This window comes from Arthrobacter sp. V1I9 (genome assembly GCF_030817075.1).
Classification (GTDB): Bacteria; Actinomycetota; Actinomycetes; order Actinomycetales; family Micrococcaceae; genus Arthrobacter.
Window position 1 is genome coordinate 2452180 of the sequence record NZ_JAUSYU010000001.1, and the last position, 18632, is coordinate 2470811.

16 protein-coding genes, 3 tRNA genes and 1 pseudogene are annotated in these 18632 nt (G+C 65.6%); 6 read left to right on the forward strand and 14 right to left on the reverse strand.

The features are described from left to right. Positions 1-38: 38 nt before the first annotated feature. Positions 39-566, forward strand: coding sequence for a M23 family metallopeptidase (locus QFZ70_RS11585; protein ID WP_307095717.1), 528 nt, complete (start codon positions 39-41; stop codon positions 564-566). A 38-nt stretch (positions 567-604) separates the two neighbouring features. On the opposite strand, the gene QFZ70_RS11590 is transcribed toward QFZ70_RS11585, so the two are convergent. From QFZ70_RS11590 to QFZ70_RS11615, 6 genes are all read right to left on the reverse strand, one after another. Further along, complete coding sequence (locus QFZ70_RS11590; protein ID WP_307097867.1) at positions 605-1795, reverse strand: acyl-CoA dehydrogenase family protein; 1191 nt, start codon at positions 1793-1795, stop codon at positions 605-607. Positions 1796-1942: 147 nt separating this feature from the next. Further along, positions 1943-2016: transfer RNA gene (locus QFZ70_RS11595), tRNA-Ile, on the reverse strand. A gap of 75 nt (positions 2017-2091) precedes the next feature. Further along, on the reverse strand, positions 2092-3288 hold the full coding sequence (locus QFZ70_RS11600) for a glycosyltransferase (RefSeq protein WP_307095718.1): 1197 nt from the start codon (positions 3286-3288) through the stop codon (positions 2092-2094). A gap of 97 nt (positions 3289-3385) precedes the next feature. After that, a complete protein-coding gene (locus QFZ70_RS11605) occupies positions 3386-4294 on the reverse strand; it encodes a DMT family transporter (protein WP_307095720.1) in 909 nt (302 codons plus the stop codon). After that, positions 4294-4917, reverse strand: a complete 624-nt coding sequence (locus QFZ70_RS11610) for a CDP-alcohol phosphatidyltransferase family protein (RefSeq protein ID WP_307095722.1) — start codon at positions 4915-4917, stop codon at positions 4294-4296. Before QFZ70_RS11610 ends, QFZ70_RS11605 begins: the two co-directional genes overlap by 1 nt. 103 nt (positions 4918-5020) lie before the next feature. After that, positions 5021-5875 carry a phage holin family protein gene (locus tag QFZ70_RS11615; protein ID WP_307095724.1) on the reverse strand — a complete coding sequence of 285 codons (855 nt, stop codon included), beginning with the start codon at positions 5873-5875 and terminating at the stop codon, positions 5021-5023. Between the two features lie 180 nt (positions 5876-6055). Between QFZ70_RS11615 and QFZ70_RS11620 the strand changes: the two are divergent. From QFZ70_RS11620 to QFZ70_RS11630, 3 genes and pseudogenes are all read left to right on the forward strand, one after another. Further along, positions 6056-7280 (forward strand): annotated as a pseudogene (locus QFZ70_RS11620) (multidrug effflux MFS transporter). A 23-nt stretch (positions 7281-7303) separates the two neighbouring features. Continuing rightward, a complete protein-coding gene (locus tag QFZ70_RS11625; RefSeq protein WP_307095725.1) occupies positions 7304-7495 on the forward strand; it encodes a hypothetical protein in 192 nt (63 codons plus the stop codon). A gap of 117 nt (positions 7496-7612) precedes the next feature. Beyond that, on the forward strand, positions 7613-8020 hold the full coding sequence (locus QFZ70_RS11630; RefSeq protein ID WP_307095727.1) for a hypothetical protein: 408 nt from the start codon (positions 7613-7615) through the stop codon (positions 8018-8020). 49 nt (positions 8021-8069) lie between these two features. Here QFZ70_RS11630 and QFZ70_RS11635 read toward each other — a convergent pair. The 6 genes from QFZ70_RS11635 to QFZ70_RS11660 form a co-directional block, all read right to left on the reverse strand. Further along, positions 8070-8145 (reverse strand) — tRNA-Asn (locus QFZ70_RS11635). A 123-nt stretch (positions 8146-8268) separates the two neighbouring features. Beyond that, positions 8269-8341 (reverse strand) — tRNA-Asn (locus QFZ70_RS11640). Between the two features lie 78 nt (positions 8342-8419). Further along, positions 8420-10336: a DNA primase gene (dnaG, locus tag QFZ70_RS11645; RefSeq protein ID WP_307095729.1), complete on the reverse strand. Its 1917-nt coding sequence runs from the start codon at positions 10334-10336 to the stop codon at positions 8420-8422. Between the two features lie 52 nt (positions 10337-10388). Beyond that, positions 10389-11687, reverse strand: a complete 1299-nt coding sequence (locus QFZ70_RS11650; protein WP_307095731.1) for a deoxyguanosinetriphosphate triphosphohydrolase — start codon at positions 11685-11687, stop codon at positions 10389-10391. After that, positions 11671-12846: a tRNA dihydrouridine synthase DusB gene (gene dusB, locus QFZ70_RS11655; RefSeq protein ID WP_307095732.1), complete on the reverse strand. Its 1176-nt coding sequence runs from the start codon at positions 12844-12846 to the stop codon at positions 11671-11673. The genes QFZ70_RS11650 and dusB overlap by 17 nt, the downstream gene beginning before the upstream one ends. 69 nt (positions 12847-12915) lie before the next feature. After that, the gene (locus tag QFZ70_RS11660; RefSeq protein WP_307095733.1) at positions 12916-14385 is read right to left on the reverse strand and encodes a YibE/F family protein; all 1470 of its coding nucleotides are present in this window, start codon (positions 14383-14385) and stop codon (positions 12916-12918) included. 84 nt (positions 14386-14469) lie between these two features. Here QFZ70_RS11660 and QFZ70_RS11665 point away from each other — a divergent pair, with 84 nt between their 5' ends. Next, on the forward strand, positions 14470-15228 hold the full coding sequence (locus tag QFZ70_RS11665) for an alpha/beta hydrolase (RefSeq protein WP_373461679.1): 759 nt from the start codon (positions 14470-14472) through the stop codon (positions 15226-15228). Next, the gene (locus QFZ70_RS11670; RefSeq protein ID WP_307095737.1) at positions 15225-16025 is read left to right on the forward strand and encodes a DUF1295 domain-containing protein; all 801 of its coding nucleotides are present in this window, start codon (positions 15225-15227) and stop codon (positions 16023-16025) included. The genes QFZ70_RS11665 and QFZ70_RS11670 overlap by 4 nt, the downstream gene beginning before the upstream one ends. 77 nt (positions 16026-16102) lie before the next feature. On the opposite strand, the gene QFZ70_RS11675 is transcribed toward QFZ70_RS11670, so the two are convergent. Beyond that, on the reverse strand, positions 16103-17128 hold the full coding sequence (locus QFZ70_RS11675) for a GNAT family N-acetyltransferase (protein ID WP_307095739.1): 1026 nt from the start codon (positions 17126-17128) through the stop codon (positions 16103-16105). Between the two features lie 2 nt (positions 17129-17130). Beyond that, positions 17131-18516: a glycine--tRNA ligase gene (locus QFZ70_RS11680; protein ID WP_307095741.1), complete on the reverse strand. Its 1386-nt coding sequence runs from the start codon at positions 18514-18516 to the stop codon at positions 17131-17133. Between the last annotated feature and the right edge of the window lie 116 nt (positions 18517-18632).

Consider the following 18632-nt stretch of genomic DNA (forward strand, 5'->3'; position numbering starts at 1 on the left):
CCCTGCCAGCTCCTTTTCAAGCGGTGCAGGCTGGGCATATGAAACCTCCGGTACTGCTCGCAGCCCTGCTCCTGCTGCCCGCTTCCCTTGCCCCCGCCGGGGAGACCCTTGCCTTCGGTCCGGCACCCGCCGCCGGGGAGGCCGCGCCCTCCTGGCAATGGCCGGTATCCCCCCGCCCGCCGGTTCTTCGGAACTTCGACCCGCCGCCCAAGCCGTGGCTCAGCGGCCATCGGGGCGTGGACCTTGGAACAGCGCCCGACGGCGCCCCGGTCACCTCGCCGGCGGCCGGAACCGTCAGCTTCGTGGGGGTTGTGGTGGACCGGCCGGTGATCACCATCGACCACGGCAACGGCCTGCGCAGCAGCTTTGAACCTGTGGAGAGCAGCCTGGCGGCCGGCAGTGCGGTGGACGCGGGCCAGGTAATCGGCACTCTTCTCCCGGGCCATTGCCCGGCCGCTTCCTGCGTGCACTGGGGCGTCCGGCGCGGCGAGGATTATGTGAATCCGCTGCAGTTTGTGATGGACCTGCGGCCATCCATCCTGCTGCCCCTAAGTGCACCGCCGTAGTGCCCGGCGGCGCACTCGCGGGTACGGTCCGCAACGGGTCAGACGATCGCCGAGATACCGGTGATGGCGCGGCCGGTGACGAGGGTGTTGATTTCGTGCGTTCCCTCGTAGGAGTAGATGGCTTCAGCGTCTGCGAAGATCTTGGCCATTTCAAAGTCGGTCACGATGCCGTTGCCGCCGAGGAGGTTCCGGCCGATCGCAACGCTTTCACGCATCCTTGCCGTGGTGAACGCCTTGGCCAGGGCGGACTGCTCGTCCCTGGCAGCGCCGGCATCCTCCAGCTGTGCCAGCCTCACCATCATTCCCATGGAGCTGACGGTGTTGCCCAGGATCTGGACCAGCTGGCTTTGGACCAGTTGGAAGGACGCCAGTGGCCGGCCGAACTGGTGGCGCTCCACCGCGTAGCGCCGGGCCACGTCGAACGCGGCCAGCTGCTGGCCCACGGCCTGCCAGGCCACACCGAGGCGTGTGACTTTCAGGACCTTGTTGACGTCGCGGAAGCTGTTGGCGTGGGCGAGCTTGCAGAAGTCCGGAACCACCACGTTGTCCAGCGTGATGTCGGCGTTCTGGACAGTGCGGAGTGCGATCTTGTTCTCGATCTTCTCCGCTCTGAAACCCTCCAGCGTGGTGTCCACCAGGAAGCCCTTGACCTGGTTGTCCTCAAGGTCCCGCGCATAGATGACCACCCAGTCAGAGAAGGTGGCGTTCCCAATCCAGCGCTTGGCCCCGTTCAGGATCCATGAACCACCCTCGCGGCGCGCAGTGGTCCGTGTTCCACCCGCTACGTCCGATCCGCCCAGGGGCTCGGTCAGGCCGAACGCCCCGATCTTCCTCAGCGCATAGATGTCCGGCAGCCAGGCGTCCTTTTGCTCCTGGGACGCCAGCGCTTCGATGGAACCGGTGAAGAGTCCGTCGTGGACGCCCATAAACGTGGAGATGGACGCGTCAGCGCGCGTCACCTCGGCATGCATCAGGCCGGCAAAGAGGTTGGAATGGCCCTGCCGCCGGACCGGACTGACCAAGTCGATGTCCGCCAGCTTTGGAATCAGGTCCATGGGGAACTCGCCGCGGTTCCAGAAGTCGACAGCGATGGGCCGCACCTCGCGGGCCAGGAAATCCCTGATCTCCGCCAACCGGTCCTGCTCCTTTCCGCTCAGCAACTGCTCGAAGGAATAGAAGTCGCCGTCGGCATAAGGCAGGTTGGTGAGGTCGGCAGCAGGAGTGGACATGTTTACCTCGCAGATGATCAGCGGTGACCGGAGCTCGCCGGAAAGGAGCACGGTAAGTTACTGCTCAGTAACATACCGCAGGTACGGCGCTAAAGAAAGAAAACCGCGGCCTGCAGATGTGCCGGCCGCGGTTTCCGCGTTCGTGGGTAGGGCTACTCGGACTTGAACCGAGGACCTTAGGATTATGAGTCCCGCGCTCTAACCAGCTGAGCTATAGCCCCAGATGCCCTGGCTGGTCTCCGCAAAAAGGGATATCCCTGCAGGGCAGAATTACTCTAGCAAACCCCGGAAAGCGTTCAGACCACTTTGTCCTCGAAGCGCGCGCCCCGGTACAGGTCCTCGAAGGTCTGAAGGGTGCCTTCGATGCTGTGCGGTTCCACCATCTGCCGGCTGACCTGGCCCATGGCGGCACGCTGGTCTGCCGGCAGTTCAAGGATCATGGTGATCTTCTTGGCCAGGTCGTCACTGTCGTTCGGCGCGAACAGGTACCCGTTTTCGCCGTCGCGGACCAGGTGCGGCAATGCCATGGCATCCGCCAGCACTACCGGCGTTGAAGCGGACATCGCCTCCAGGGTGACCAGCGACTGCAGCTCCGCCGTCCCGGGCATGCAGAAGAGATCAGCCTTGATGTAGGCATTCCGCAGGTCCTCGTCGCTGGCCAGGCCCAGGAACTTCACCCGGTCCCCCAGCCCGAGCCGCTGGACGAGGTTTTCGAGCGAGGAACGGACTTCACCGCCACCCACAATTTCCAGGTGCACGTTCAGCTCGGGTGGTGTCTTGCTGATGGCTTCGATCAGTACATCCACATGTTTTTCCTCGGCGAGGCGGCCGGCAAACATCACGGTGGGGTGGGCGTGCGGTTCGATGTGCTCGCCCGGCTGGAGTTCGTAGGCAGCCGAGTCGATGCCGTTGGAGAGCGGGAGGACCTTGCGCAGGAAAGCGTGCTGGTGCATGGCCTTGGCAGCCAGCGGGGTTGGCGTGGTGACCACGTCTGCCCTCCCCATGACCTTGCCCATGTCCTTCCAGGAGATCTTCCCGATGATGTTCTTGAACCACTGCGGAAACGGCAGGAACGGGTTGAGGTTTTCCGGCATGAAGTGGTTGGTTGCGACGATCCGGATGCCCCGTTTGTCGGCCTCGTACAGGACGTGCTCGCCGATCATGTAGTGGCTCTGAATGTGGACTACATCGGGCTTGACGCGGTCAAAAAGCAGGCTTATTTCCCTTTTGATTTCCCACGGGAAGCAGATCCGGAAGTACTCATGGGTGGGGACGCCGTGCGAGCGGAGGCGGTGCACCGTTGCTTCTGAACGGAACTCGGTGAAGCTCTTCCCGTTGTCCGCCCGGCAGGCCAGCACGTGAACGTTGTGGCCCCGTCCTGTCATTCCCTTGGCCAGCCGGTAGCCGAACTGGGCGGCCCCGTTGATGTGCGGCGGGTAGGTGTCCGCGGCGATCAGGACAGTCAGGGGTTGCTGGGCTGCGGGCGTGGTCACGTAGAAGGCTCCTGATGGTCACGGTGCGGACAGCTGGCACTGGCAGCACGGTTGGCCGCCGGCATGGCACCGGGGCCTCGTGTGGTTGCTGGACGGACTAGTGGGTGGGCCTGCCCGCGGCCTTCCGAGCGTCTTTTTTGCGCTTGGTGACCTCGGGATGGTGCCTTGAGAGGGCGATTACCCCCACGATAGCAAGTGATGCAGCCGTTCCCATGGCAATGGCCATCACGGCGTGGACATCGGGGCGGAGTTCACCGAGGATGACGATCCCGATGGCGATGCCGACGATGGGGTCGATGACTGTAAGGCCCGCGATCACCAGGTCGGGCGGGCCCGTGGAATAGGCGCTCTGGACAAACCAGGATCCCAGGCCGCCTGCGGCGATGATGGCAACCACCGAATACCACTGCACGTTCAGCAGGAACAGGCCGTTGGGATCAAGCAGGTGCTTGCCGATGATCCTGGTCAGCACGGCCACAAAACCGAAGAGGACGCCGGCGCCCAGGATATAGACGAACGCGTTCAGCCGGTGTCTGAACATCACGGCAAGAGTGCCGAAGAGCCCGACGGCGAGGGCAAGCAGCAGGACAATGGTGAGTTCGGCCTCGAGGCTCACATGGTGGTTTTCCTGCGTCACGTTGACGGCGAGGAGAACAAAAAGCGCCGAGCCGGCAACGCAGGCGGAGATTGCCACTATGGTGGCGCGGTTGATGGTGAGGTCCTGGTCTTTGGCATTGACGATAGTGGTGATCACCAGCGCAATGGCCCCAATGGGCTGCACGACCGTAAGCGGGGCGGAGACCAAAGCCACTGCGTTCAGGGCCATTCCGGCGCACAGCAGCAGGAGCCCGAATACCCAGCGCGGGTTCCTGAGGAGTCGGAGGAACCCGTTGGAGCTCAGTGCCAGGCCTCCGGTATCGGCTTTCACCGCGCTCCCTTGGCGCTGGGCTCCCAGCGCCAGGCAGAAGGCGCCAAGCACCGCAAGCGCAACCGCCATCCACACCATCAGGAGGCCCCGCCGTCGTGATCCTGCTGCATTCTCCCTTTACGGAGGATGGCCCAGAAGTAGTTGTAGGCGGCGATCCAGTGGCCCATGAGGCCAAGGCCCAGGACTATCCACGCGGCAACGAGCAGCTCACCGGAGAACGCCGTGTCCAGCCTGGACAGGACCAGCAGCGGCGTGCCCAGGAGCAGCAGGCCGGTGCGCACCTTGCCCACCACGCTGACGGGAAGGTCCGGGTGGCCGCCGAAGAAGGACAGCGTGAGGACCAGCAGTACGGCGTCGGGGATCACCAGCGCGGCCAGATACAACCAGTGCACGACGTCCGCGATCACCAGCGTGACGGCGACGGCGATCAGCGCCAACCTGTCGGCAATGGGGTCGAGGACGCGGCCGAGCTTGGAGGCCTGGTCGAAGCGGCGCGCCACGTAGCCGTCAATCCAGTCGGTGCAGCCCATCACGGCCAGGACCACCACAGCGGCGCCGTACTCTTTTTGGGCCAGGACCAGCCAGACGAAAAGCGGTACGCCCATGAACCGGACCACAGTCAGCAGGTTGGGGATGGTGAAGACGCGGTCGTGGTCCACCTGGGAGCGTCCCGGCCGGGAGCCGGCACCGATGAACCTCATCCCGACCCCTTTCCTTCCTGCTGCCCTCCGGGCACGGCCTAACGGTTTCTGCCTGCGGCCCTGCCACGCGCTGCCCGTCGGCGGCGGCGTTTAAGGCCGGGTCCTAGTAGCTCCGAAGAAGCTTGCGGACCAGGACGACGAACACGGTACCGGCAGCCGCAAAGACGGCCAATGGCTTCCACCGGCTGCCCAGGCTTCCTGCGGACTCTGAAAGAGCTGCAAACCGGTGCCCGGCCAGGTCTTTGCCCCGCCCGGCCAGAGCCTGGCCCTGCCGAAGTTTGCCCTGTCCGGCAGCCAACAGGAACCGGGCCTGGGTTTTGACGTCGAGCTCTTGGCCGAGGTCGTCCCGGACCTCGGTGAGGTGGTGGCGGCGCTGGTTCAGGCGGCGGACAAGTTCGGGCTCGGAGGCCTGCGGGAACTCCTTGTTGTGCTCTGCCGCCTTTGCTTCCTTCTCGGCCTTTGCCTTCGCGTCGGCCTCCGCCTTGGCCGCCTTGGCCGCTTTCGCTTCGGGGCTCTGCGGATCGAGGACCGCGGGGTTGAAGGCGGAGCCCTCCTTCGCGATGCCGATATCGTGCTTGATCCCGCGGATGGTTTCCTCCGGCAGCAGGGGCATGGCCTTCTTGAATTTACGCATGCCGATCAGGCCGCCGATGAGTGCTATCAGCAGGAAAGCCGCGGAGACCAGCAGGGCAGCCAGCCAGGCCGGCATGATCGTGGCGAGGCCCATGATGGCGGCAACAATCAAGCCGACCAACAGGAAAAGGAGGAAGACGAGGGCCACTGCGAGGAAGGCGGCGGCAACTCCGACCTGGATGCCCTTGCGCTTGAGCTCGACTTTCGCGAAGGCAACTTCGTCATTGAGCTGGCGGGGCGCCAACCGGAAAAGGAGTTTAAGCGTCCTGGGCAGCGCAGCAATGCGCAATCCCGGGCTGGTCCGCCCGCTGTGACGTCCGCTCATCGGTTCCGCCTTACTGTTTCATGGCCGATTCGGCTTCCATGTGCTGCGGGAAAGTGCAGCTGCACAGTCCCCGGCACCAAAACTATCATTCAGCTGAATGACGGACCCCGGGGCTTGCCGGACGGCGCGGCCTACAACGCTGCAGAATTACTTCCCGCCCCGGGCCTAGGATTAATCTCCGTGACCATACCCAGCAATCCGGGCGATCTTCTGAGCCGCCGCCGGAAACTCCTGTACATCCTCCTCCTCGGCGCCCTGACGGCATTGGGTCCGTTCACGATCGACCTTTACCTTCCCGCCTTCCCCGCCCTGGAGGAGAGCCTCGGCGTGACCGAGGCCCAGGTCCAGCTGACCCTTGCCGGGACTACCGTGGGGTTTGCCATTGGCCAGCTGGTGGTGGGCCCCTTCAGCGACAGGTTCGGCCGCCGGACGCCGCTGATCCTAGCCACGGCTGTTCACATCGCAGCGTCGCTGGGCGCGGCCCTGTCCACGGACATCACGAGCCTTGGCATTTTCCGCGTCCTGATGGGTGTGGGTGCTGCCGGCGGCGGCGTCGTAGCGATGGCCATGGTTCGGGACCTGTTTTCCGGCTACGCATTGGTCAAGATGTTTTCCCGGATGTCCCTGGTCAGCGGGCTGGCACCGATCCTGGCGCCCGTGATCGGCTCCCAGCTGCTCCTGGTGATGCCGTGGCCGGGGATTTTTGTTTTCCTTGCCGCCTACGGCACTTTGGTCATCGTTGCCGCCCTGTTCCTGGTACGCGAGACGCTGCCTCCGGAAAAGCGCCGGCAAAGCGGTATGACGGCCCGCCAGCGCTACCGGGTCCTCTTCAGCGACAGGGTCTTTGTTGGGCTGCTGCTGGTGGCCGGCCTGAACTTTGGCGGCCTGTTCACCTACCTTTCGGCCTCCCCCTTCCTCTTCCAGGACATTTTCGGTTTTTCCGCCCAGGAGTACGGGCTGCCTCTTCGGCATCAATTCCCTGGGTATCGTCGCGGGAATCCAGACAAGCTCTCGTCTCATCCGCCGCGTGCCGCCACAGTGGATCATTGCCGCCGCCACGGCCTGGATGTTCGTCATGGCCATGCTGATCGTGGTGTTCGACCAGCTGGGGTTCGGCCTCTGGGGCGTGATGGTCCCGCTGTGGTTCTACATCATGGGCACGGGCTTTATGTTCCCCTGCGTGCAGGTGCTCGCCCTGGCCAGCCATGCTGCCCAGGCCGGTACAGCAGCTTCGCTGCTGGGTTTCGCGACCTTCATGATGGCAGGGCTCATCTCCCCGGTAGTGGGCTGGCTGGGAATCACTAGCGCCGCTCCCATGGGCGCCGTCCAGGGCGCCTGCATCCTGCTGGCAACCGCCGCCCTCTGGCTGGTGGTGCGGCCGCGCACCGTGCCTTCCATCCACTGAGTCCCGTCGATCCACTGACGCCCATGAAGCATCCTGAGAAGCGAAAGCCGCACCGGAACCGCCGGGGACTCTTCCTTGGGGCGGTGCTGGGCGCCGTCGCGGGCTACTTCGCCGGCCGCGCCCTGGGCAACCCCGCCATGGGGATTGTCCTGGGCATGCTCGCGGGGTCCGCTTTGCTGTCCCGGGTCAACCCCGGGCCCTGGAACCGGCCCTGATCATTCCCGCACGGCCCCCGACGCTCCCGCACGGCCCCCGTAACGCTCCCGCCGGCCGGGCCGTGCCGCAGCCTCCACGTCTGCCGCTGGGCGCCCGTCCCGGGATAAAATGTGTCCGTGCCCCGCCGGCAGAATCAACCGCCGCTTCCGGCCACGTGGCAACGGTGCGATACCGGGATACTGCCACTGTGGTGGGAACGGTTGTGTGCCGAGAGCGGCGAGCAGTCCGCCGCCCTCTACGCCGCCGGTCTGTTCACCGAGGACCGCCGCCGGCCGATCGCCCAGTGGTACAACCCCGCCTTCATGGCAGCACTGCTGGTAGCCCCGGAAACCTCCCCCGAGTGGCCCGTGCAGCGCTTCGGCATCTTCTACGCCCCACCGGAAACCGGCTTTGTGCGCGTCCATTCCGCGCCCCACGAGTGGAACCCGCGCCAGCCGCGGAAGTCGCCCACGGAACGGGAGGCGTTCCTGGCCGCCATCGTTGAAGCAGAGCGGTTCCTCCAAGTGGAAATGGACTTCGTCTAGGAAACGAAAAATCCCTGTCCCTCCGAGGGAGGCACAGGGATTTTCCGTTTGGCTCCTCCTGCTGGACTTGAACCAGCAACCCTTCGATTAACAGTCGAATGCTCTGCCAATTGAGCTAAGGAGGAATGAAGCAGGTACGACCTTAGCAAAGGATTCGCACCAAAGTGAAATCGGCGGTTTTGCGGGCCCAATTGCGCCTCGAGGGCATAAAAAATCCCCGTTCCGGAGGCCGGAACGGGGATTGTGCGCTCCTCCTGCTGGACTTGAACCAGCAACCCTTCGATTAACAGTCGAATGCTCTGCCAATTGAGCTAAGGAGGAATGAAGCGGGTACCAGCCTAGCAAAGGTCTGGCCGGGAAACGAAATCGGGGCCGGCGGGTGCAGTGCCGGGGACCGGGTCAGGCATCCGAGCGCAGGGCGCGGCGTTCCATCTCCAGCATCATCAGCTCGCGGTTGAGCCGCTGGTAGGTCTCGGGATCAGCCGCCGGGTCCAGCCGTTGGAGCTGGCCCATCTTGTCCGCCTTGACCCGGGTGATCTGGAGCTCGAAAAGCCGCGAGAGGATGTCACGGCAGTACTTCTGCACTGCTTCCTCCGTACTGGCGGGCAACGGCACCACGGCCAGTTCGGACACCAGGGGCCGCAGCGGTTCGGGAACTTCGTTCATCACGTGCTCCACCCAGCGGACCGGGTCAGCAGTGAGTGCCGGGTCCGTGGCGCGCATGGCGTCATGGACTGCCTGGAAGGCGGGTGTGGCGAACCGGGCAGCGGAGAAGCGCTCCCAGACCCCGCCGCTGAGCAGCGCAGGCTCCTGCAGTGCCACCTCCAGGGCCTGCCGTTCCATGGAGGCCACCGGATCACGGGGGTCCGGGCGGTGGAAGGACGGGACAGCGCCCGACGCCGGCCCGGCAGCTACGCCGGGTCCGCCAGGTTGGGCGGCGCCTGCGGGAGTCCGGGGATCGGCGGCGGGTGGCCCGCCTTGGTCTCCGCGCTTTACGGCAGCGGTCACCATGCGCAGCACTTCGTTGGGGTCCGGCATGCCCAGCCAGCCCGTGAGGGCCTGGCAGTAGCCCGTGCGGGTGGACGCGTCCCGGATGGCGGCAACCACCGGCACGGAGGCCTTCAGGCCCTGCACACGCCCTTCCACGGTGTCCAGGTTGAACTGCTTGAGCGTGGTGCGGATGGCAAACTCGAACAGCGGCCGCCGCGACTGCACCAACGCGTGCACTGCCTCGTCGCCCTTGCTTTGGCGCAGGTCACAGGGATCCGCTCCCGTGGGCTCCACGGCCACAAACGTCTGGGCGGTGAAACGCTGGTCCTCTTCGAAGGCCCGCAGTGCCGCCTTCTGGCCCGCGGCGTCGCCGTCGAAGGTGAAGATGACCTCTCCCCCGGTGCCGTCGTCCGAAAGCAGCCTCCGGGCTACCTTGATGTGCTCGGTGCCGAACGCGGTGCCACAGGTGGCAACCGCCGTCGGGACCCCCGCCAGGTGGCATGCCATCACATCTGTGTAGCCCTCCACCACCACCAGCTGCCGGTCCTTGGCGATGTTGCGCTTGGCGAGATCGATCCCGTAGAGGACCTGGGATTTCTTGTAGAGCGTGGTCTCGGGGGTGTTCAGGTACTTGGGGCCTTGGTCGTCCTCGTAAAGCTTGCGGGCGCCGAAGCCGATGGTGTCCCCCGCGATGTCCCGGATGGGCCAGATGAGGCGGCCGCGGAAACGGTCGTAGATGCCCCGGTTACCTTCCGAAAACATGCCCGTCAGCTTCAACTCAGCATCGGTGAAGCCCCGGTTGCGAAGGTGTTTGAGCAGCGCGTCCCAGCCCTGCGGGGCGTACCCGACGCCGAACTGTTCGGCGGCGGCACGGTCGAACCCGCGGCCGTGCAGGAAGGTCCGTCCCTCTGCGGCTCCCGGCGTGAGCAGCTGCGCCTGGAAGAACTCGTCGGCGATTTTGTGGGCGTCCAGCAGCCGCTGCCTGCGCCCCACTTCCTCGCGGCTTGGGCCGGTACCGCCGTCCTCGTACCGGAGTTCATAGCCGATCCGGGATGCCAGCTTCTCCACGGCTTCCTGGAAGGAGCTGTGGTCCTGCTTTTGGACGAACGCAATGACGTCGCCGTCCTCACCGCAGCCGAAGCAGTGGTAGCGGCCTACCTGGGGACGGACGGTGAAGGACGGCGAGCGCTCGTCATGGAAGGGGCACAGGCCCTTGAAGGTCCCCAGCCCGGCGCCCTTGAGCGTGACGTAGCCGTCAACCACTTCCTTGATGTCCGTGCGCTGGCGTACTTCGTCGATATCTTCACGTTTGATCAGCCCAGCCACAGAGCAATCCTAGCCCCGGGGTACGACGGCGGCCGGCGCCTTATGGCGATCCTCACCACAGCGACGGAAGGCTCCCCACCAGGCGTTCGTACATGGCCAGCGCCGAGCCGTCGGTGAGTGATGCCACCTGGTCGATCACAACGCGAAGGCGCGCGCCGTCGTCTTGCGCATCCCGCCAGTCCGCAGCGAACATCGGCTCGAGGTGCCGGTCGCCGGTGGCGCTCAGGGCGGTGACCAGGGCGTGCAGCACTTCGCGCTGGCGCTCGTAGATGGGCTGGCGGTGATCCGTGGTCATCACAAAGGTGGTGGCCAGGCCCTTCATGACGGCGATTTCCATCACGGTCTCGTCCGGCACCATGAGCTGGGCGTTGTAGCGCGTGAGGTTCTCGGGACCGTAGACGGCGCGGGTGGTTTCCAGGGCGCTCTGGCAGAACCGGCCGATCAGCTGGCTGGTCATGTTCTTCAGGGCTGCCATGGATTTGCGGCTGCCGTCGGCTTCGCGCACCCACACGTCCGTGGCTTCCAGCCGCGCCAGCGCGGCGTCGATCGCGGCGGGATCGTTGTGCGGGAGGTACCACTGCTTGGCGTAGCCAACCACCCGGGCGCGGTGGTCCGGATTGTCCATCCAGCGGAGCTGGAAGTGTCCGGCCACGATCGCGTCTTCGACGTCGTGCACGGAGTAGGAAATGTCGTCGGCGAGGTCCATGACCTGGGCCTCCAGGCATGATTGGCGCTCCGGGGCACCCTCGCGGATCCAGTTGAAGATCGGAAGATCGTCCTCATAGGCGCCGAACTTGCTGGTCCGCTGTCCGTGGATCACCGGGGCTTCCAGCGCGGACCAGGGGTACTTCGCTGCGGCGTCCAGGCTGGCCCTGGTGAGGTTCAGCCCGGCCGGGTGGTTATCTGCCGTCAGCACCTTGGGCTCCAGGCGCGTCAGCAGCCGGAGGGTCTGGGCGTTGCCTTCGAAGCCGCCGATGGCGTGGGCAACCTCGTTCAGCGCAGATTCCCCGTTGTGGCCAAACGGCGGGTGGCCCAGGTCGTGGCTGAGGCAGGCGGTGTCCACCACGTCCGGGTCGCAGCCCAGGGCGCGGCCCAGTTCGCGGCCCACCTGAGCAACTTCCAGGCTGTGGGTGAGGCGGGTCCGGACAAAGTCGTCCGTGTCCGGGGCCACCACCTGCGTCTTGGCGCCCAGCCTGCGGAGCGCGGAGGAATGCAGCACCCTGGCGCGGTCACGCTCAAAGTCCGAACGGTAAACGTTTTTGCTCGGCTCCTCCACCCAGCGGGCGGAATCGTGGCTGTCGTAGCCCGGCAGCACCGGTGCAGCGGTTCGTGTCTCAGCCACCGGATACATCCAGTTCCGCAGCGGAGATGTCCCGCGACTGGTCCGCGTTGAGTGCCCGCGATTCCAGCCAGTCCTTCGGCAGCGCAGGCCTCTTCGGGGAGCCTGCCCGCCCGCGGGGACCTTCGGCATCGCCGCCCGGGTAGGGCGAGTCCAGGTCCAACTCGGCGAGCGTATCCCGCAGCACCTGCAGGCTGGTCACGAGGGCCAGTCGGGTGCGCAGTTCCCCGCCCACCACGTAGCCCTTGAAGTACCAGGCGATATGCTTTCGGATCTCGCGCAGCGCCTTGCCCTCGTCGCCGAAGGTTTCCACCATGAGTTCCGCGTGCCGGTACACACCCTCGGCCACCTGGCGCAGGTTCGGCCGGAAGCGGGTGTCGCTGCCTTCGAAGGCTGCCTGCAGGTCCCCGAACAGCCAGGGCCGGCCCTGGCAGCCGCGGCCCACCACCACGCCGTCAACACCTGTTTCGCGGACCATCCGTACCGCGTCTTCCGCGGACCAGATGTCCCCGTTGCCCAGCACCGGGATGTCGGGCAGCGCCTCGCGAAGGCGGGCGATCGCAGACCAGTCAGCCTGTCCTGAGTAGAACTGGGCGGCTGTCCTGCCATGAAGGGCGACGGCGGCGACCCCGGAGTCGCGGGCGATCCGGCCGGCGTCGAGGTACGTGAGGTGGTCGTCGTCGATGCCCTTGCGCATCTTGATGGTGAGCGGGACGTTGCCCTTGGAGGCTTCCTTGACGGCGGTCTGCACGATTGAGGTGAAGAGGTCGATCTTCCAGGGCAGGGCCGAGCCGCCACCGCGCCGGGTGACTTTGGGAACGGGGCAGCCGAAGTTCAGGTCGATGTGGTCCGCGCGGTCTTCCTCAACAAGCATCTGTACGGCGCGGCCCACTGTTCCCGGGTCCACGCCGTACAGTTGGACGGACCGGACCTTTTCGTCGTCGTCGTGGGAAATGATGCGCAGGGACTCAGGCGTCCGTTCCACCAGGGCGCGGGAGGTGACCATTTCCGCCACATACATACCGCCGCCGTATTCGCGGCACAAACGACGGAAGGCCGAGTTGGTGATGCCGGCCATGGGTGCCAGGATCACGGGGGTGTCCACGGTGATGGGGCCAAGCTTCAGGGGCGGGAGTTCCAGCTTGGGAGCGGGAGGAGTTGCAACAGTCACCTGTCCATTGTTGCAAAGCCGGGCAAATCGTGAGTGCCGGCAGGTCCCGCTCCCCGTCAGCCACCGCTGTCAGTCCCGCTCTGCAGCCCTGCGCCCCCGCCGGGTCTGGAGGGCCGCGGCCGCGAGCGTGCCCGTATCGGAGACATCATCAGGATTGACGGCCGGTTGCGTTCCCGGGTGGGCTGACCCTCGAGCGGCTGTGGCCTGGCCATGGTCCATGTCCACTCCACGGCCGCCGGAGTCCGGAAGCTCCGCTGCCCGTGCACCGGTCGCCTTCACCACGAGTACGGCAATCAGGGTGGTCACCGGGATCGCCAGGACCAGGCCGATGGAGCCGACCAGGGTCCGGATGACCTCTTCGGACAGCTCAGCGCTGGTGAGGGTATCCGCGAGCGGGCGGTCGTAGAGCATCACGATGATGAGGATCGGCAGGGCGGCGCCGGCGTAGGCGAACGCGATGGTGTACACGGTGGAGGCGATGTGGTCACGCCCGATGCGCATCGCAGAGGTGAACAGTTTCCGCGCGCTGCTGCCGGGTGCCAGTTCATACAGTTCCCACACCGCGGAGGACTGTGTGATGGTTACATCGTTCAGGACACCAAGCCCCGAGATGATGAGCCCGCACAGGATCACGCCCGAGATGGAGACGTTGGCCGACGTGTTCACCAGGGTGGTTGCCTCGTGGTTGCCCACTCCGGCAAGGTTTGCGGCGCCCGTGGCCCAGGCTGCGAGGAGCGCCGTGATCCCCAGCCCGAACATGGTGCCCAGAAGGGCGGTTGAGGTCCGCGCCGAGAAGCCGTGGGCGAAGTACAGGACCCCGATCATGATCACCGTTGATCCCACCAGAGCCAGCAGCAGCGGGGGTTTGCCTTCCACCAGGCCGGGAAGCATAAAGCTGGCCAGCACGAAGTACGCGCCGACCAGTCCGATCAGTGCCCGGAGGCCGCGCCAGCGGGCCACCGCAATGACCACCGCGGCATAAAGCAGTGCGAGCAGGACTATCGGCAGGGTCCGGACGAAGTCCACAAAGATAAAGGCCGGCGAACCCTGTGACGCTGACGCGCCCTGGGCGTTGGACAGGTTCAGGTAGCGGATCTGGTCACCGGGCTTGACCCCATGGGACTTCGCGACGTCCGGGTTGATGACCACCTTCACCGGGCTTCCGCCCTTGTCCGGTTCGGTGAAGGCAAACGTACAGTCGGATCCCTGCTGGGATTGGCCCTGCTGGTTCTGGCCTTGTTCGCCCGTACCCGGCTGGCCTTGACCCTGCTGGGCCACGCCCTGCATGCAGTTTTCAGTGACCACGCTTTGGATGCTGCCCGTATCGAACGTGACCCCCGGGGCGGCGGAATAGGGGTTGGCCAGGGAGATGCCTTCCTTGCTCCCGGAGGGCCACAGCATGGCCATACCTGCCAGGGTCAGGACCGTCAGGGGAATCAGCACCGCGGCGAGGATGCGGTTTGCCTTCCGGCGGGCGGCCATCGCCTGCGGCGTCGGCTCCGAATGACCTGTAGAAGCGTGGGAGTGACCGGACCCCATCAGCAGTAGAACCTCATACGTTGAACTCTACGTCCGGCACCATAGGGTTGATAAATGGATCGTCAGAACTGGGAGGAACCGGGCATGGCCAACCGCAGCACAGGGGAAAGCGGCAGTTTTAATGTCGCGGGAACCGCAGCCGAATCTGACCGCCAGGCCGTGCTCAGCGTGCTTCCCTCGTCCGGGCCCACCCTGGGGGTTGCCCTGGTGTTGCACGGAGGAAAATCCCACAGCCGCGAACCGGTGGAATCGACCCACCTTAGCCCGGCAAGGATGGTCCCCTTCGCGCGGCACCTGCACCGGGCCGGCAGAAAACACGGACTCGCTGTGTGGTCCCTGCGCAACAGCGTGCGCGGCTGGAACGGGGCTGACATGTCGCCCCTGCAGGATGCGCGCTGGGCCCTGGAACAGATCAGCAGCCGGCACCCGGGCGTGCCGGTATTCCTGGTGGGCCACTCGATGGGCGGGCTGACCGCGGTCTGCGCTGCGGACCACGTGCAGGTGGAAGCTGTTGTGGCCCTGGCGCCCTGGCTCAGCCCCGGGACTCCGGTTTCAGCAGTGGCCGGCCGGAAGGTGCTTATTGTCCACGGCACCCTCGACAGGTGGACCAGCCCCTCGGCGTCGCTCGCGTTTGCACGCCGCGCCGCCGCGAACGCTGAGTCCATGCAGTACGTTGCCCTCAAAGGCGTTGGGCATTTTATGTTCCGCAAGATCCGGCTGTGGCATACGCTCTCCACCGGGTATGTCCTGAAGGCCTTCCAGGAATCAACCGGGGCGGACGTGGCCCTGCCCCGGGGCTTTGACGAACTGCTGCCGGCATCGGCGGTCCAGGTGACCCTGTGACCCCCTTCCCCTGGGCGCACTTTGCCGCCACCCTGCCCTGGACCGCGCTCGCCGTCGTCGTGGTCCTGGCCATCACGTTCGCCGTAGCCGTCCGCCAGGGCCGGCACTCGGTGATGGATGTGGCGTGGGGTCCGGGATTCGTGGCCGTCGCTGTGGTGTCCTGGTGCCTTTCCGCCGGAATTGGCGACGACGCCAGGCGCCTGCTGCTCCTCCTGCTGACCGCGGTATGGGGCCTGCGGCTGGGTGCCCATATCGGCTGGCGCGCCCGCGACGGCCATGAGGACCCCCGGTACCAGGCCATGCTCAGCAGTGCGCCCGGCAACAGGAATGCCTATGCGCTCCGGCGGGTCTACCTGCCGCAGGGCCTGGTGATGTTCTTTGTTTCGCTGCCCGTCCAGGTTGGTATGTCCGCCACCGGCGGCATTGGCTGGCTTGCGCTCGTGGGCGTCCTGCTCTGTCTCACCGGGTTCGCTTTCGAAACCGTGGGCGATTGGCAGCTGCAGCAGTTCAAGCGGGACACCAGCCGTCGTGGAACTGTCCTGGACACCGGCCTGTGGCGCTATACCCGGCACCCCAATTACTTCGGCGACGCCGCCGTGTGGACTGGTTTGTTCCTGATCGCCGCCGATTCGTGGCCCGGAATCCTGACTGTGCTCTCGCCAGCGCTGATGGTGTGGACCTTAGCGGCGAAGACGGGCAAGCCGCTGACGGAGAAGGCAATGTCCGGGCGCCCAGGCTACCGCGAGTACGTCGAAGCCACCAGCGGCTTTATCCCCCGGCCGCCGAAGCGCCACTGACCACAAGCAGGTAGCGCCAAGTGCCGTTCTGAACCGTCAAAACGGCACTCGGCGCCACTCAGAGGGCTGGAGACTGCCTAGTCCGAGACGACCAGGGTTTCCGGACCGGAGAGACGTGCCTTGCCGTTGTCGAGCAGGGGCTCGACGGCGGCGCGCAGGGCTGTCATGGAATCGTCCAGTTCCAGCATGACAGGGTGCTGGTACGCAATCAGCGCGAGCATGTCCCGGACGGCCTCGGCGGCGTCATCCGCGGCAAGCGCCGGTTCGTGGCCAACAAACACGTCCGTAGGTTCCTCACCGCTCTGGCCCGCGTCCTCCTCCGGACCCTGGGCCGGCGCTGCGTAACTAACGGCGAAGGCACGGATCCGGCCCTTCTTGCTCGGCGCCACCCCGGAACCGAAGGCAGACTCAGGCTGGGCACGCAGGACAATCGCGCCGTGCGCACCGGTGAGGTCGTCCAGGAACAGCTTCTGGACCTGGCTCACGGACAGCACGCCCGGTGAATCCCACCCGTGGATGGCAGTGTAATAGCGCCCCACCACGTCGGTGAGTTCCACGGAGCCGGTGGCCAGGTCCATCACCACGTCTGAGCCCGCGTTTTCGTCGTTGGCCGGCCCGCCGCCGTCGTCCTTCGCCGGGAATACGGGAAGCCTCAGGGCACCCGGTTCCACCACCACCAGCCGTGAACGCTGGATGGGCGAAAGGCCAAAGGCTTCGGCAAAAGCGGCGCCGGGGGTGCCCGGCTCCACCTTGGCGCGGAGCCTGGACACGCCCGACGGCGACTGTTCGGCTTCGCGGCGCAGCATGGTCAGGAGCGTCGCACCCACGCCCGAGCGCCGGTGGTCGCGGGCCACCTCGATGTACGTCCACAGCCGCTCAGGGTGCAGGGAGGCCTCGTACACAACGCCCGCCGCAACGGGAATTCCGACGCCGTCCACCACGTCCTCGGCCACGATGCACCGCCGCCACGGCGAGCCGTCGCCGTCGGAAGAAGGCGCAAGGGCACTGCGGAACTGCCGGGCCTGGTGGGTTTCGGGGCCGCCCCAGATCTCAAGGAGGGCCAGGTCATCGCCTTCGCGCCATTCGCGGTATTCGATGGCCACTGCTAGGCGCCGATCAGGCGTGCGGCCAGGTAGCCCTCAACCTTGTCCAAGGAGACGCGCTCCTGGCTCATGGTGTCCCGCTCACGGATGGTCACGGCCTGGTCCTCGAGGGTGTCGAAGTCCACGGTGATGCAGAAAGGGGTACCGATTTCGTCCTGGCGGCGGTAGCGGCGGCCGATGGCGCCAGCGTCGTCGAAGTCGATGTTCCAGTTCTTCCGCAGCTGGGCGCCGAGGTCCTTTGCCTTCGGGGACAGCTCCTCGTTGCGGCTCAGCGGCAGCACGGCGGCCTTGACCGGGGCCAGGCGCGGGTCCAGCTTCAGGACGGTGCGGACATCAACGCCGCCCTTGGCGTTGGGGGCCTCGTCCTCGGTGTAGGCGTCGACCAGGAACGCCATAAAGGAACGGGTGAGGCCCGCGGCGGGTTCGATCACGTAGGGGGTGTAGCGCTCGTTGGTGGCCTGGTTGAAGTAGCTCAAATCCGTGCCGGAGGCCTTGGCGTGCGTGGAGAGGTCGAAGTCGGTCCGGTTGGCGATGCCTTCGAGCTCGCCCCATTCCGAGCCTTGGAAGCCGAAGCGGTACTCGATGTCCGTGGTGCCCTTGGAGTAGTGGCTCAGCTTCTCCAGCGGGTGCTCGAAGAAGCGCAGGTTTTCCTCGCGGATGCCCAAGTCTGTGTACCAGGACATGCGCTCCTTCATCCAGTACTGGTGCCATTCCTCATCGGTTCCGGGCTCAACGAAGAACTCCATCTCCATCTGTTCAAATTCACGGGTACGGAAGATGAAGTTGCCGGGGGTGATCTCGTTGCGGAAGGACTTGCCGATCTGGCCGATGCCGAACGGCGGCTTCTTGCGGGAGGTGGTGAGCACGTTGTTGAAGTTGACGAAGATGCCCTGGGCCGTTTCCGGGCGCAGGTAGTGCATGCCTTCCTCGCTGGCCACCGGGCCGAGGAAGGTCTTGAGCAGGCCGGAGAATTCCTGGGGTTCGGTCCATTCGCCGCGGGTGCCGCAGTTGGCGCAGGCGATGTCCTTCAGGCCGTTCTCGGCGGGGCGGCCCTTCTTTTCCTCGTACTCTTCCTCGAGGTGGTCCGCGCGGTAGCGCTTGTGGCAGGAGAGGCATTCCACCAGCGGATCGGAGAAGACCTCCACGTGGCCGGAGGCTTCCCATACCTGGCGGGGCAGGATGACGGAGGAGTCCAGGCCCACCACGTCCTCGCGGCCGCGGACCATGGACTGCCACCACTGGCGCTTGATGTTTTCCTTCAGTTCCGCACCGAGGGGCCCGTAGTCCCAGGCAGAACGCGAACCTCCGTAGATCTCACCGGCCTGGAACACAAAACCCCTCCGCTTGGAGAGGGAAATGACCTGGTCGAGAACGGATTTTGCTGCCATGGGGAAACTCCAATTTCTACAGGGCCGCTGGGTGCGGTCCGCGGTTTTCAGGCCCCGGGATAACCGGCGGTGCATGACCGCAGGCTGCCGCTGGGGCGGATGAAGGAAAGATGCAA